Source organism: Pseudoalteromonas sp. SCSIO 43101, from assembly GCF_023650775.1.
GTDB classification, from domain to species: domain Bacteria; phylum Pseudomonadota; class Gammaproteobacteria; order Enterobacterales; family Alteromonadaceae; genus Pseudoalteromonas; species Pseudoalteromonas apostichopi.
The window spans coordinates 3,190,873-3,205,660 of sequence record NZ_CP072673.1 but is presented as its reverse complement, the minus strand read 5'-3'; the positions used below and the strand labels follow the sequence as shown (position 1 = coordinate 3,205,660).

Annotated in this window: 10 protein-coding genes; 7 read left to right on the top strand and 3 right to left on the bottom strand. The window is 40.7% G+C overall.

Going from position 1 to position 14,788, the window contains the following annotated elements:
* Positions 1-45 precede the first annotated feature (45 nt).
* The 5 genes from hscA to nagP all read left to right on the top strand — a co-directional run bounded on the left by hscA (position 46) and on the right by nagP (position 8,481).
* Positions 46-1,908, top strand: coding sequence for a Fe-S protein assembly chaperone HscA (hscA, locus tag J8Z25_RS14825; protein WP_130050443.1), 1,863 nt, complete (start codon positions 46-48; stop codon positions 1,906-1,908).
* An 11-nt stretch (positions 1,909-1,919) separates the two neighbouring features.
* Positions 1,920-2,258, top strand: coding sequence for an ISC system 2Fe-2S type ferredoxin (gene fdx / locus J8Z25_RS14820; protein ID WP_130050444.1), 339 nt, complete (start codon positions 1,920-1,922; stop codon positions 2,256-2,258).
* A gap of 104 nt (positions 2,259-2,362) precedes the next feature.
* Positions 2,363-3,790, top strand: coding sequence for an NAD-dependent succinate-semialdehyde dehydrogenase (locus J8Z25_RS14815; RefSeq protein ID WP_250661308.1), 1,428 nt, complete (start codon positions 2,363-2,365; stop codon positions 3,788-3,790).
* A gap of 210 nt (positions 3,791-4,000) precedes the next feature.
* The gene (locus tag J8Z25_RS14810; protein WP_130050446.1) at positions 4,001-6,649 is read left to right on the top strand and encodes a family 20 glycosylhydrolase; all 2,649 of its coding nucleotides are present in this window, start codon (positions 4,001-4,003) and stop codon (positions 6,647-6,649) included.
* Between the two features lie 548 nt (positions 6,650-7,197).
* Positions 7,198-8,481, top strand: coding sequence for an N-acetylglucosamine MFS transporter NagP (gene nagP / locus J8Z25_RS14805; protein ID WP_250661307.1), 1,284 nt, complete (start codon positions 7,198-7,200; stop codon positions 8,479-8,481).
* 610 nt (positions 8,482-9,091) lie between these two features.
* Here nagP and J8Z25_RS14800 read toward each other — a convergent pair.
* The 3 genes from J8Z25_RS14800 to J8Z25_RS14790 all read right to left on the bottom strand — a co-directional run bounded on the left by J8Z25_RS14800 (position 9,092) and on the right by J8Z25_RS14790 (position 11,554).
* Positions 9,092-9,907, bottom strand: a complete 816-nt coding sequence (locus J8Z25_RS14800; protein WP_250661306.1) for a hypothetical protein — start codon at positions 9,905-9,907, stop codon at positions 9,092-9,094.
* Positions 9,908-10,012: 105 nt separating this feature from the next.
* Positions 10,013-10,960, bottom strand: coding sequence for an IS30 family transposase (locus J8Z25_RS14795; RefSeq protein ID WP_074989424.1), 948 nt, complete (start codon positions 10,958-10,960; stop codon positions 10,013-10,015).
* Between the two features lie 60 nt (positions 10,961-11,020).
* Positions 11,021-11,554: a hypothetical protein gene (locus tag J8Z25_RS14790; protein WP_250661305.1), complete on the bottom strand. Its 534-nt coding sequence runs from the start codon at positions 11,552-11,554 to the stop codon at positions 11,021-11,023.
* Positions 11,555-11,802: 248 nt separating this feature from the next.
* Here J8Z25_RS14790 and J8Z25_RS14785 point away from each other — a divergent pair, with 248 nt between their 5' ends.
* Entirely contained in the window at positions 11,803-12,777 is a 975-nt protein-coding gene (locus tag J8Z25_RS14785) for a tyrosine-type recombinase/integrase (RefSeq protein ID WP_250661304.1), read from the top strand.
* A 22-nt stretch (positions 12,778-12,799) separates the two neighbouring features.
* A complete protein-coding gene (locus tag J8Z25_RS14780) occupies positions 12,800-14,524 on the top strand; it encodes a DUF927 domain-containing protein (protein ID WP_250661303.1) in 1,725 nt (574 codons plus the stop codon).
* Positions 14,525-14,788: the final 264 nt, after the last annotated feature.

Below are 14,788 nucleotides of genomic sequence, written 5' to 3'. Positions count from 1 at the left end.
GTTAGTTGTTTTAAAGCAGCTATTTAAGAGTTTAAAAAGAGCATTATGGCATTATTGCAAATTGCTGAGCCGGGGCAGAGCGCGGCACCACATGAGCACAAATTAGCAGTCGGTATAGACCTTGGTACGACTAACTCGTTAGTTGCAACAGTGCAAAGCGGCGAAGCTCGCACACTGACTGATTTAGCGGGCAATGCGATGCTTCCATCGGTTGTGCAATACCAAACTGATAGCATTATTGTAGGTGAACGAGCAGCGGCTGCTGCTACTCAAGACCCTGCAAACACATTAATCTCGGTGAAACGTTTCTTAGGTAAAACGCAGGCTGAAATCGAAAAAAGCTATGGTCAACTGCCTTATGAATTTTGTGAGCATGATGGCTCATTAGCAATCAGCACAGTTGCGGGTGCAATTAGTCCTGTCACTGCATCGAGTGAAATTCTAAAAGCATTAAAACTGCGTGCAGAAGACAGCTTTGCAGGCCAAGATATTCTAGGTGCGGTAATTACTGTACCAGCGTATTTTGATGATGCGCAGCGACAAAGCACAAAAGATGCTGCAGAGCTTGCCGGTATTAAGGTTTTACGTTTATTAAACGAGCCAACGGCTGCGGCTGTTGCTTACGGCCTTGATTCGGGTCAAGAAGGTATTATCGCTGTATACGATTTAGGTGGCGGTACCTTCGATATTTCTATTTTACGTTTACACCAAGGTGTATTCGAAGTGCTTGCCACTGGCGGTGACTCGAGCCTTGGTGGTGACGATTTTGACTCGCTATTAGTTGATTACTTTAAAACACAAACTGGTGTGAGTGAGCTTTCTGCATCGGTATTACGTTTATTCATCAACAAAGCCAAAGCATGTAAAGAAGCATTAAGCCAATACCAAACTGTTAATGTCGGTTTAGAGTTTGATGGTCAAAGCCACAAAGTTGAAGTTACCCGCGAAACCTTTGATGAGCTCGCTCTTAGCCTTGTGAAGAAAACACTCCGTTCTTGTCGCCGTGCCGTAAAAGATGCCGGTATTGAGAACGAAGAAGTACTACAAGTCGTAATGGTTGGCGGCTCGACTCGTATGCCAATTGTACGCTCTCAAGTTGCTGCATTTTTTGATAAAGAGCCACTGACTTCTATTGACCCAGATCGCGTGGTTGCACTTGGTGCGGCACTTCAAGCAGATGTACTGGTTGGCAATAAGCCTGACTCAGACATGCTGCTATTAGATGTATTACCACTGTCGCTAGGTCTTGAGACTATGGGTGGCTTGGTTGAGAAAATCATTCCACGTAACACCACGATTCCTGTTGCACGTGCGCAAGAGTTCACCACTTTCAAAGATGGTCAAACAGCTATGTCACTGCATGTATTACAAGGTGAGCGTGAGCTAGTTGATGATTGTCGTTCATTGGCTAAATTTAGCTTAAAGGGTATTCCGGCAATGGCTGCAGGTGCTGCGCATATTCGCGTAACCTTTAAAGTTGATGCTGATGGCTTATTAAGTGTATCGGCAATGGAAAAATCAACTGGTGTACAAGCTGAAATTCAGGTGAAACCATCATTTGGTTTATCGGACGACCAAGTTGCAAACATGCTTAAAGAATCAATGACTAACGCTAAAGACGATATGCAAGCGCGGATGCTTAAAGAGCAACAAGTTGAAGCGTTACGTGTTGTTGAAGCGCTTGAAGCATCACTCGCAACCGACAGTGCATTACTTGATGAACAAGAATTAGGTGCGTTAAAAGCAGAAATTGCTAAACTTGTTGCCGTACGCGAAAGCGCAACAACACCTGCAGAAATTAAAGCAGCGATTGAAGCTGTAGACAATGCAAGTAGCGAATTTGCTGCTCGCAGAATGGATGCATCAATCAAAAAAGCGCTGCAAGGGCAGTCAGTAGACGAAGTTTAACGAGGTAAGGTATGCCACAAATTATTTTTCTTCCACACGAAGAGTTATGCCCAGAAGGCGCTGCAATTGAAGCTCCTGCAGGTGAAACAGTATTAGATGTTGCGCTAAAAAATGGTATTAGCATTCCACATGCGTGTGAAAAATCATGCGCGTGTACAACATGCCACTTAATCATCCGTGAAGGTTTTGACTCTCTAGATGAAAGTGATGAGTTAGAAGACGACATGCTTGATAAAGCATGGGGTCTTGAGCCAGAGTCACGCCTTGGTTGCCAAGCAGTGATTAAAGATGAAGATTTAGTGGTTGAAATTCCAAAGTATAATCTCAATATCGTTAATGAAGAGCATTAATTTTTAACGGCTTTGATTTCGTAAAAACCGCTGTAGTTGCTTGGTCTCTACAGCGGTTTTTTGTTTTTAGAGCTGATAGCTGACAGCTTTTACTTGGAGGTTCTATGTCTGATTTGGTTTTTTCTGATTCGTTTATCGACGGTGACTTTTACTCTACAAGCCAGCGTTTTAGTGTAGATAACCCTGCAACTGGACAAGCAATTACGCAGGTCTCTAATATTGATGAGGCTGGCGTTGAGCAAGCAATAAAAAGTGCTGACGAGGCATTTAGCAAGCTAAAGAAAACAACTGCCACAGAGCGCAGTGAAACGTTACGCCGTTGGTATGAGTTAGTCATTGAGCACAAGCAACAGCTCGCTGAACTAATGACCAAAGAGCAGGGCAAACCATTAAAAGAGTCGTTAGGTGAAGTTGAATATGGTGCGGGCTTTATTAAATGGTTTAGTGAAGAAGCTAAGCGTAGTTACGGCGATAATATCCCTGCCACCGACAGCCAACATCGTTTATCAACCATAAAACAACCAATCGGTGTGGTTGTTGGGATCACACCTTGGAATTTTCCGATCGCGATGATCACCCGTAAAGTGGCACCAGCATATGCGGCAGGTTGTAGTTTTGTGATTAAACCTTCTGAGCATACACCATTGTGCGCCATTGCCTTGGCATACCTTGCTGATAAGGCTGGATTTGTGAAAGGGGCGTTGAATGTTGTGGTCTCTGAAAATGCAAAAATGGTTGGCGAAATCATGACAGAATCTGAGCGAGTGCGTAAGTTTACCTTCACGGGGTCAACTGGTGTAGGTAAGCAGTTACTTTCGCAATGTGCCTCAACTATTAAGCAAACTTCGATGGAGCTTGGTGGTAATGCGCCGTTTATTATTTTCGAAAATGCTGACTTAGATGAAGCTGTTGCTGGCCTCATGGCTGCAAAATTTAGAAACGCCGGCCAAACCTGTGTAGCTGCTAACCGAATTTTTGTGCAACGTTCAGTACTTGAAACGGTGCTTGAAAAACTTGCAGACAAAGTGGCTGAGTTAAAAGTTGGCAATGGCCTTGATGAAGGGGTGGATATTGGCCCACTAATTTATCCTAAGGCTAAAGAGAAAGTACAAACTCTCTTAGATGATGCAGTTAATAAAGGCGCGTCATTGATCGGCGATAACAGCGAACTTGAAGGCAGCTTTCAAGCACCGCTGATTTTAACGGATGTAACACCAGAGATGGATATCTATCATGATGAAGTATTTGGTCCAGTGGTAAGCATTATCGCTTTTGATGATGAAGAAGAAGTGTTGAAGTTAGCAAATGATGTGCCTTATGGTTTAGCTGCATATTTTTATAGTGAAAATATCAAACAAGTTTATCGCGTAAGTGAAGCACTCGAATACGGCATGATTGGTATTAACGAAGGTTTAATCTCAAATCCAGTAGCGCCGTTTGGCGGTGTTAAACAGTCAGGCTTAGGCCGAGAGGGTGGCCATCAAGGGTTAGATGAGTACCTAGAAGAGAAGTATCTTTGTGTTAAGGTTTGAGCCGTCAGCCGTCAGCCGTCAGCCGTCAGCCGTCAGCCGTCAGCCGTCAGCCGTCAGACTGATAGCTGATAGCTAACTCCTCACCTATATTTTTCATAAAATGATAGCGCTGTCATTTTAGTTTTTATATGATAGGAACGAATTATTAACAAAAATGACAAATAGTACGCAGAAATACCGTACACTCAGGGCTTAAACGAGGAGAATGTAATGGGCTTTAAAAGGTCAGTATTCGCGGTAATGCTAGCAACTGCGCCTGTGATGGCAAATGCAGCGTTGACCCAATCGCAAGTTAATCACTTTGCTAAAGATACCGAGTTATTATTTTCGGTTGAAGATAACTTTCGTAATAAAGATGCGGGCTTTTTAGGGAAAATTACCCTCAATAATCGTTCTGATGTGCCATTACCTGCGGGTGAAAGCGACTGGCAACTTTATATTCACTCAGTGCGTAAAATTTCGACAGAGCATGTTGCTGGCCTTAATATCGAGCACGTTAATGGCGATTTACATCGCATTGTACCAACCAGTTCATTTAAAGGTTTAGCCGCTGGCGAGAGCTTAGAGCTGCCGTTCGATGCACAAGTGTGGATTGTTGCTTACAGTGACTTTATGCCTCGGGCATTTTTTGTTTCAGGTAAGAATAAACCTGCTGTATTTGCCAATACCGATACTGAAGACTTTAAACAGTTTGTGACGCCATTTACCCGTGAAAATCAGTTACGCCGTTACAATGAGCCAAAAGATTTATCGGTTTTAGCAACAGCTAAGATCCGCTATGAACGTAATAGTGCTGATAAGTTTTCGGTCAGTAAAGACGATGCTTTAAAGCGTATTATTCCTAAACCACGTAAAGTCGATTTTAACCGTGGCAGCGCGACGCTAAACAATAATTGGCAAATCAGTTATCAAGGTCAGCTTAAACACGAAGTTATGGTGTTTATGCAAGACTTACAAGATGACTATGGCATTAGCCTTAAAGCACAACCTGACCATATTAATGTAGGCAAAGACAAAGTTATTCGCCTGAAAGTTGACCCTAAGCTCAATAATGCAAAAGCAGAAAGCTATACCCTTGAGATTGATGATGAAGTAATCACAATCGTGGGTAGTGATAACGCAGGTGTATTTTATGCGATGCAAAGTTTATTGAACCTGATCCCTGCAAACAGCCAAGGTAGTGCGAGTTTACCGCAGTTAGAGTTAGAAGATTCACCGCGCTATGGCTGGCGTGGCATGCATTATGATAACGGTCGTAACTATCATGGCAAAGAAGCCATGTTCAAGCTTGTTGAGCAAATGGCACGCTACAAAATGAATAAGCTGCATTGGCACTTTTCAGAAGATGAAGGTTGGCGACTTGAGATCCCTGGTTTACCTGAGCTCACTGACGTTGGCGGTTATCGCTGTTTTGATTTAGAAGAGCGCGAGTGCTTATTAACTCAGCTTGGTACTGGGCCATTTAAATCTGGCTCAGGTAATGGCTATCTGAAACGTGAAGAGTTTGTCGAGTTACTAAAGTTTGCCAAAGATCGCCATATTCAAATTATTCCTGAAGTTGAAGGCCCGGGCCATGCGCGTGCCTCAATCAAAGCGATGGAAGCACGCTATCACAACATGCTAGAGCAAGCTGAAAAAGCCGCTAAAAATAATATTAAAACTCGTTCAGCGAACAAAGAAGTTCAGCACATCGATATGGGACCAGCAACACAATACTTGCTAACCGATCCTAAAGATACCTCTGTGTACATGACGGTACAAAACTACAAAGATAACTCAATGAATGTGTGTATGGACTCGACCTACGCATTTTTAGATAAAGTGACCTATGAGCTTCAGCAGATGTATCGCGAAGCAGGTGTTCAGTTAAAGAACCTGCACATTGGTGGTGACGAAGTAGGTGCTGGTTCGTGGATTGGCTCACCAATCTGTCAGGCGCTATTTGCAGATCCTAACAATGGTGTGTCTGGCCCCGCTGATTTAAAGCCTTACTTTACCCAGCGTGTTGCAACCTTACTTGAAAAGCGCGGTATTTCTCCGGGTATTTGGGAAGACGGCATCATGTATGACCGCGAAAATTCGTTTAAACGTGATGAGTTCCCTAATAAAACTTTTACCGTTAATACCTGGGATAATATTTGGGAGTGGGGTGTTGCAGATAGAGCATACCGCCTAGCCAATGCAGGTTACCAAGTGGTGCTATCACATGGTACGCACTTGTATTTTGACCACCCATATGAAGCAAGCCCAGAAGAACGAGGTTATTACTGGGCAACCCGTTACACAGATACTAAAAAAGCGTTTAATTATATGCCAGATGACGTGTATGCAAATGCTGATTACACGCGCACCCGTGAGCCAATCGTTAATTTAGAAGCTTTGGTTGGTCGTCCATTACCTAAACTTGAAAAGCCTGAGAACATTTTAGGTATGCAAGGTCAGGTATGGTCAGAAACGATTCGCACTGAAGATCAAGTATTAGCAATGATCTTCCCGCGTATTCTGTCAGTAGCAGAGCGCGCATGGCATAAAGCCGATTGGGAAGGTGAAAGTGTAGATACTAAAAAACAAGCAAAAGATTGGGCTGAATTCTCAAGTGCAGTAGGCTTAAAAGAGCTTGATAAATTAGCTAAAGACGGCATCAACCTGCATTTACCAATACCGGGTGGTGTGATTGAAAATGGTAAGTTATATGCCAACAGTGCATTTGCTTATTTGAGCATTGAATACAGCTTAGATAACGGCCAAAGCTGGCAAACTTACGCTGAACCAGTCAAAGTTGATAGCAATGCAAAAGTTACGTTACGCACTCGCTTAAACGCACAGCAAGCCAGCCGCGCCACAGTTGTAGGTGAGTAATATCTTTGTTTTTGCGATAAATAAACATGACGCCTGCAGTAAACCGCAGGCGTCATTTTTTGTTTTAAACCACTTATATTCACAAAGAGGATAAGAGACGCTACGCTTAAGAGAAAGTAATGTTTTGGTTTCCTCATTCTTTTCTCATTCATTACTCTTTGTGCAAAAAATTATTGAACCACAGAGTACACGGAGGCGCTGCGCGCTTCACAGAGAAAGCCAAATGATTACAAAGAGGGTAAGAGAGCGCTACAAAAAGCATTATTAGTACTTCCTCATTCTTTTCTCATTTACTTCTCTTTGTGAATAAATCTTCGCGCGAAATAAATTTCACGCCTACGGTATTGACTATCACTTCAGTTACGTATCCGCACATTCGGCTCAAAACTGACAGCTGAAAGCTGACCGCTCCTAGAAACCACTTAAAAGAAATATGTCAGCGCTGTCATTTTTGTTGCAGTAGTGTTATAAATATTTAATATACCTTTTATATAATCATCTAAATGAGCAGCGCTATAGAATTGAACTGTGCTGTTACGGGAAATGTTATGTCTGAAATGAATAAACAAAGCAGTGTTGTGCCTATGGCAATTGTTGCCACGCTGTTTTTTATATTGGGTTTTGCTACGTGGTTAAATGGCTCATTGATGCCGTTTCTACAGCAAGTTTTACAGCTGTCACCTTTTCAGGCATCGCTGATTATTTTCTCATTTTATATTGCAGTGACCTTTACTGCCCTACCTTCAGCAATGATCATCAGAAAGGTCGGCTATAAAAATGGTATGGCACTGGGTATGGCAACTATGATGGTGGCAGGCTTGCTATTTATTCCTGCTGCAAAAACGCAGGTGTTTGCGCTATTTTTATTTGCGCAACTTGTTATGGGAGCTGGGCAGACATTGCTACAAACAGCAGTTAACCCGTATGTTGTAAGAATCGGCCCAGAAGAGTCAGCTGCAGCCAGAGTAAGTATTATGGGTATATTAAATAAAGGTGCTGGTGTTGTTGCGCCGATTGTATTTACCGCATTAATACTGAGTGATTTTAAAGGTTTTGTCGGTAAAGAACTTAGCCAAACTGATATTGATGCCATGGCTAATGGCTTAATATACCCCTATTTAGGAATGGCACTTTTTATTGGTATACTTGGTTTTGCAGTAACGAAAATGCCACTGCCAGAACTTATTGATGATGCTGATGAACAAAAACCAGGGCAAGTAAAAGAAGCACTAGCGCATCCAAGCCTTGCTTTAGGTATTGTAGCATTATTCGTATATGTTGCTGTTGAAGTGATAGCAGGTGACACAATAGGCAGTTTTGCGTTGTCGTTAGGTGTTGAAAAATATAGCGTGATGACCTCGTACACCATGGGTTGTATGGTGTTAGGTTACTTTTTAGGGATTTTACTTATCCCACGAGTACTGTCGCAGCAAACAGCGCTGACTATCTCAGCAATATTGGGTTGTGTGTTAACGTTAGCGATAGTCACAGGTAGTAATGAATCTGTATTTATATCAACATTATTTGGCCTAAAATCGGTACTGCCTGATACCCTATTGCTCATTGCTGTGCTAGGCTTTGCTAATGCGATTGTTTGGCCAGGCGTTTGGCCGTTAGCACTATCTGGTTTAGGCAAACTTACAAGCGTAGGTTCTGGTCTGCTTGTTATGGGTATAGCCGGTGGCGCATTTGGCCCATTATTTTGGGGCCTTGCAAGTGGTGGTGTAAAAAGCGCTGAAGCGCAACAAATGGCTTACATTGTTATGTTGCCTTGTTATTTATTCATACTTTTCTATGCTGTGAAAGGCCACAAGATGAAAAGTTGGAAGTAATTATGAGCTTGAGGCTAGATGTAAAACCTAATGGCCTTGAGCTTTGAAAAGCATTTCTAGTAAATAGAAATAATCCCGTGTGTAATGCCACCGAAAGGTGGCATTTTTTTGTTTGGGATTTGAGAGATTAGGTTCTAGGCTTTCGCGCGAAATAAACTTCACGCCTACAATATCTCGCACCTCGTATTTCGCATTTCGTAGGAACGGCTTTAGCCGTGAATAGGTCAAATCTGTTCGGCGTTAAAACGCCTCCTACCATGTAGGCACCAAGCTTGCTTGGCGCGTCTTCCATTCAATACCCAGGCGGCAAAACAATACGGTTCCAACAAACAAAACAATCTAGCTTACAGCCAACCGCTTAAAGCTATTACCCACAGACAATACAGTTCGGCTCAAAACTGACAGCTGAAAGCTGACGGCTTTTTGAATTGAAGCAGGTGTTAAAGATAAATCTTGGAACTTAAAATAGAAAAATATATGGATTTACTAAGGGGGAGAAGTGGGGCGACTGATGGGGCTTGAACCCACGACAACCGGAATCACAATCCGGGGCTTGCTTAATTCACGGTTTGTATAGTTACTATTCTTAGGCTTTGTTAACACAACATTATCATGGCTCAAAAATAGGTGGTGTGTATTTATGTCTGGGAGTTGTATCTAGAGTATTTGCCCATTTCTGTAATAAGCTAGTAACTTCATGCATTTGATTTATTTTTAAATGAACTAGGTTAAGCTCGATAATCTCACAAGGTTTGAAAAGTATTTCACTCTCAACCACGTAAGATGGATTGTCTACCATATGTGGTTGAGAGTTATTAGCTAGATATATCTCCCTTTCACTCGATGTATAGTGAGTCTTACCACCGCAAACACGTGAAGATTGTTGAAGCATGTAATTATAGTCACCTTCATCTTTATTTACGTTATAAATTACTTCGACTTTGCACTTAGGGTAACAACCTTCATTTTCATTTTGTTGGTAATGAAAATATACTTTCATAAACTCTTTACCACTATTCAAATTTTGCAACCAATTTTTAAGGCTGCTTTCTACAGAATAAGTAGGCCTATTTCCTTTTTCTGGATCCCTCGAGACTTCTGTTGTATGAATTTTATCAGCTAGAATAACAATAAAAATACCTTCAATATGGTTCATTATGTGAAGTGCATACTTAACTGTTTCATTATCAATAATAACTTTTATCAACCTCACCTTGTTATATCGTGCAGTCCTAGGGAGTGACGCCTCTTGATGAAATTGATAATTTACTCGGCTTTTACTTAATACTTTCTTTTCCTCTAACACTTTTTTAAGTAACCTTTTTTGAACTTCAAGTGTTGTATGTGTGTCTTCAGCGAGCCAAAAAGGGCTTAAAAGTCTAGCTAGTAGTTCTTGCGTTACTTTTTTTTCTTTTAAATAAGACATACTTCTCAGTTTGGTTATTAGGCTTATATTATTAATATAGAAAAGTTTTAAATTTTTGAATTTAAGTGCCCGCGAATTCAAGTCCGAAGTGCACCACTCGCTAAATTAGGCTGCTTTGCGTAATTCATCGAATATTACCGCTGGTTGCCTAAACCCTAGACATTTTCTCGGCCTCGCATTGAGCGCCTTTTCTATGTGCGCAATTTGCTTATCTGTCACCGTTCGTAAATCAGTGCCTTTGCGAATATATTGACGCAACAAGCCATTAAAGTTCTCATTTAACCCTCTTTCCCATGATGAGTAGGGGTTAGCAAAGTAGATGTCGGTTTTTAGCTTGTCTGAAACATGCTCATGTTCACAAAACTCACTCCCGTTGTCTGCGGTTATCGTATGAACATGGCGTCGATAGCGCCACAGCATACCTATCATTGCTCTGCTCACTTGCGCTGCACTTTTTGCTGGCACTTTGCGTATCAGGTAAAACTTACTTGTACGCTCGACTAAACTAACGATTGCTCCCGTACCATGCTTGCCAAGTACTGTATCCGCTTCCCAATCACCAAATCGTGTCTTAGTGTCAACAATCGCAGGTCTATGTTCAATGCCAACACGATTTGGGATGATGACACGTTTGCTTCGGCTGCCTTTACGATAACGTCTGTGCCCTTGTCGCAGATGTTTGTATAGCTTGCCACCACTCAATTTATCTTTTTGAATATAGCCATAAATCCATTCATGACTCACAGGATGCCCGATAATTTTGCTTACACCCGCAACCTGCTCAGGGCTCCATTTTTGCTCCAATCCAAACTCAACGAACGCAATTGTAAGTGCTGGCATGGAATACTTGGCAGCTAGATGTTTTCGTTTACATGCCTTTGAATGTGCAACCTCAGGCAAGTAATGACTTCGAGTACTATTGCGCCTAACTTCACGACTTATAGTGCTGTGGCTCACTTTTAGCCTTTTCCCTATCTCTCGATAGCTAAAACCCTCGCGTAAGTAGGCCTCAATCTGGTATCTTTGCCCTTCGATCAACTGCTTGTAACTCATGGTATCTACTCTTGTTTTTTGGCGATTACAGAGTACCACCAACAGGCAGTTGATCTCTTCTCACCGTTTAACCATGAGTGGTGCACTTATTATCTGAATTCGGGACTTATTATCATCGCCTTTCTTGTAAAACCTTTTTTTATCAAAAGTTAACGTCCCCGATGAATAAAAGACTCTCTGTAGTGGAGAACTGCTTTGAATTTCAATATTAGGAAGTGATTTATCGGAATTTGTAATTATCAGATGATAGATTTCAGGGACTGCTGAGTTTTGGACTTTTTGATTGAGTACTCTCAACTTATCTATGAAATTCGAGGGTATTTTATCAGCACTTTTTTTCAACCCACTTTTTGTTGGCGTTGAGCGAGGTAGAGCGTCAATCGGGAAAGCTTTGCTCATTTTTAAGTGTGCATTAGATCTACTTATTTTAAAAACTACATGTAACAGTTCTATTAAATAATAAAATGTTTGGTTGTATTTAAAGGGGGTCTCATTGAAATGAGCTGTCGCTAGGTAGTTAAGGTAACATTTATCTTCAGGCCCCTCTACCGCACTTTCCGATAAGTAGCTCCAGTGAAATCTTACTTTTGTCATTAAAAAGCTCCTATAAAGGTATACAAAAAGAAAATTGAAATAATCATTTAAAATCAATGGTTTAATTCGTAATTAGTTTATTTTTAACTTTTTTTCATATATATCATATAGTTATTTTTCATTATCCACCTCGGGATACTGAGCTAGCGTCATTTTCTTAAGGAAGTCCACAGGGAGGGGGGTCCGTTACTTGCTGTTATTACTTAGTTAGTATTTTCGCATGCTATGAAGATAAAGAGAAAAATATTATGCGATTTCAAACTAGTGCCATTGAACGAAACTATTTAAATGGAGGAAGCTACAATGGGCTATGCAACCCATTGTTAGAATCAAATGATATAACTGTTGGAGACTTGTTGAGCCATGCTATTGGTTATAGCTTGCAAAACCATCGTGATTTTAAAGGTTATATTGCAAAGGCTCATTATTGGGACAAGCATATAGGTACATACTCCGTTAACGACACATCATTATTGCGTGCTATAAGAGCCCAACTGCTTGAGCTATCGCAATCTGTAAAGCCACCTACAGTTGCAAGATATATAGCCGCATTATCAACCGCATTTACAGTGGGGGTGAATAACGGGTTAATCACTTTCAATCCTTGTAAGTTAATTGCAAAACCTAAAGAAAGTAGACCTAGAGAGCGTTTGTTGAGTCAAAGTGAAGTGTCGTCGTTCATCAAGGCATGTCGAGCAGACTCCAACCAATCACATGCGCTAGCACTCGAATTATGTTTATACACAGGTCTTCGCTTTGGCAACATCCGCTCAATCAAAGTTGACTGGTTGAGTGACAGCGATAAATGCCTTGAAATCCCACTCACCAAGTCGGGTAAACCATATACCGCGTTTTTAAGCTTTGAGGCTCAAAAGGTCGTTAAAGAAGCTAAAGAATATGTGCGTAACGGCTACTTATTTCCCGCTACTAGGGGATCTGGTTACATGAGCAAGCCTACTAAATTATTTGCCCGAGTCGTTAACAGAATGAAGCAAGATGGATGTTTGAGCGCCCCCTTTGTTATTCATGATTTACGACGTTCATTTGCATCACACTTATTAAAGGCTACGGGAGACATCCGCTTAGTCCAGCAAATGCTTGGGCATGCAAATGTCAGCACGACAGAGCGTTATGCCTATCATGTGCCAGACACCCTAAAGCACGCTAGTCAATTAGCGGCTAACACAATGTTAGCTAAATCAGAATCGGAAAAATTAAATTAATTTAGTTTGAGGAGATAAAAAGGTGAATATTGAGCAGAGTCGGTTAATAGAGCTTTATCAGAGAAATTTAGTACAGAATAGTTCTGCTGGAGCTATTATCCCTGAAGGTTTTATCACTACAAGTGATGGTCGAATTGAAGGGGTTCAATTTATTTTAGGTGGTAAAAAGTTTCCTTTAAAAATTGCCCTTATTAATAGCCCTATAAGAAAAGTACATACAGAATTATTAAAGCAAGGTGTTGCTATACAGAATAAAGAGGTGAAGGAGCTTCTGGATTATATTCCTAAATGGCTTAACTCAGAAAATCAAAGTTTATTGAATAAATATATAAATCCAATACGAAATGGTTTTATTGAACACTCCCTTATATATGTCTTAGGTCGTCGTGTTTTTATAAATGATGAACAAGCAAAGGGGTGTAAAGCTTTGCCCTTCGAACTACCAGGAACATTAGATTCGGCATTTGAACCGAAAGGATGTAAAGAGGCTTATTACAATATCATCCTTAATAAGCTAGCACCATATTTTGTCGTTGTTACTGTATTAATCGCATTATCAGGCTGTCTTGTTGAGTTTGTAAACATTGATGGGGGAGGCTTTCATTTCTTTGGCCCATCTGGTGTTGGTAAAACGATACTACTAAAAATAGCTGCATCAGTTATAGGGTCATCTGCTGCACCTGATCAAGGCTCTCAAGATGGTTGTTATATGTTGAGTTGGGGAGCAACGAGAAACGGTATAGAGGCTAAGTTCAATCTTTACAATAATGGATTATTAATTTTAGACGAACTTGGTAAGTATGTATCTAATAACTTTGGGGAAGATGTTTATAGTCTTGCCGGTGGTGCTTTTAAGGAAAGAATGAATTCAGAGCTTGAATCGTCAGCCGTTTCAAAGCCTGTTAGCTTCATGCTTTTATCTAGTGGTGAGCTTTCTGCGCAAGAGTTAATTATGCGAAGAGGTGGGTCTTCTTTAGGCCAAGGTAAATCGGTTAGGATGCCTGGGATACCTATAAATAGCAGTGATCTTAATTATCCAGCATTATTTCCTGATTCAGAAATAGCTTCGAAAGCATTTGATGATGCTATTAATGAAAATAGTGGGATTTTATTCACAAGTTTTATAACAGCGTTTCTCAATCATAAATCAACATATAGTGAACTAAGAGAAGATGTTAGAGAACGATTTGAATCTACCTTAGCTGAAATGAAGGTTATGTTCCCGAGTAATGGCTCGATTGAGTCGCGAGTTCTTAAACGATTTGCTTTATTAGTAGTTGCAGGTCAGTTAGCAAATGAGTTTGGTGTATTACTGTGGAGCAAGGAGAGAATTATGGATGCTATTTCATTTGTATATGAACGTTACTACAGCTATGAGCCTAATAGGCTGAGTGATGCAGAGATTGCCTTAAAGCTCATAAAACAAAAGTTACAATCTGAGCAAGGTAATTTTATTCGAGTCAAATCGACCTCAGTGCCTAATAAACATTATGGGTATATTAGTGATACTCATTATTACATTTATCCAGAGACCTTTAAGCGTTGGCTTAGCTCTGCCAATGAATCCGAAGTTATTCAACTTTTAGTAGATAAAAATCTTCTCAAAAATGAGCCTGGGAGAAACACCCTAAGAACAACAGAACATTTACCAAAGCAAGCTAATGTTAGAGGCGCCAATAGCCACAATCATAGGAGAGAGACCTTCTTTTGTATTGCCCGTGAAATTATATCGTTAGAGTTTGATTAATATCGAAGCTGACAATAACTAATGAAACAGGCGGAGTTTTTATGTATCGGCTTGCTCTATTCCAACTTGGTTTTACTCACATATGATGGAGAAGAGTAATTAACTATGAGAGATAAGATCAAGCTTAACTGTTAAATTTAATCATTTTGGGGCTAAAGTGAGCTGTAAAAGTTACTTAATTAATCAAATAAGAAAAGCTGTAAGAGATGGTGCATTACCCAGGGTGTTCACGACTAAGGATGTCAAAAATTGGGTTAGGGTGTA

What these genes read in the sequence shown, in the direction of transcription:
- J8Z25_RS14810 (WP_130050446.1), top strand. Translation starts at nt 4,001, where the DNA reads ATGGGCTTTAAAAGGTCAGTATTCGCGGTAATGCTAGCAACTGCGCCT.
- fdx (WP_130050444.1), top strand. Translation starts at nt 1,920, where the DNA reads ATGCCACAAATTATTTTTCTTCCACACGAAGAGTTATGCCCAGAAGGC.
- J8Z25_RS14785 (WP_250661304.1), top strand. Translation starts at nt 11,803, where the DNA reads ATGCGATTTCAAACTAGTGCCATTGAACGAAACTATTTAAATGGAGGA.
- J8Z25_RS14815 (WP_250661308.1), top strand. Translation starts at nt 2,363, where the DNA reads ATGTCTGATTTGGTTTTTTCTGATTCGTTTATCGACGGTGACTTTTAC.
- J8Z25_RS14795 (WP_074989424.1), bottom strand. Translation starts at nt 10,960, where the DNA reads ATGAGTTACAAGCAGTTGATCGAAGGGCAAAGATACCAGATTGAGGCC.
- J8Z25_RS14790 (WP_250661305.1), bottom strand. Translation starts at nt 11,554, where the DNA reads ATGACAAAAGTAAGATTTCACTGGAGCTACTTATCGGAAAGTGCGGTA.
- J8Z25_RS14800 (WP_250661306.1), bottom strand. Translation starts at nt 9,907, where the DNA reads ATGTCTTATTTAAAAGAAAAAAAAGTAACGCAAGAACTACTAGCTAGA.
- nagP (WP_250661307.1), top strand. Translation starts at nt 7,198, where the DNA reads ATGTCTGAAATGAATAAACAAAGCAGTGTTGTGCCTATGGCAATTGTT.
- hscA (WP_130050443.1), top strand. Translation starts at nt 46, where the DNA reads ATGGCATTATTGCAAATTGCTGAGCCGGGGCAGAGCGCGGCACCACAT.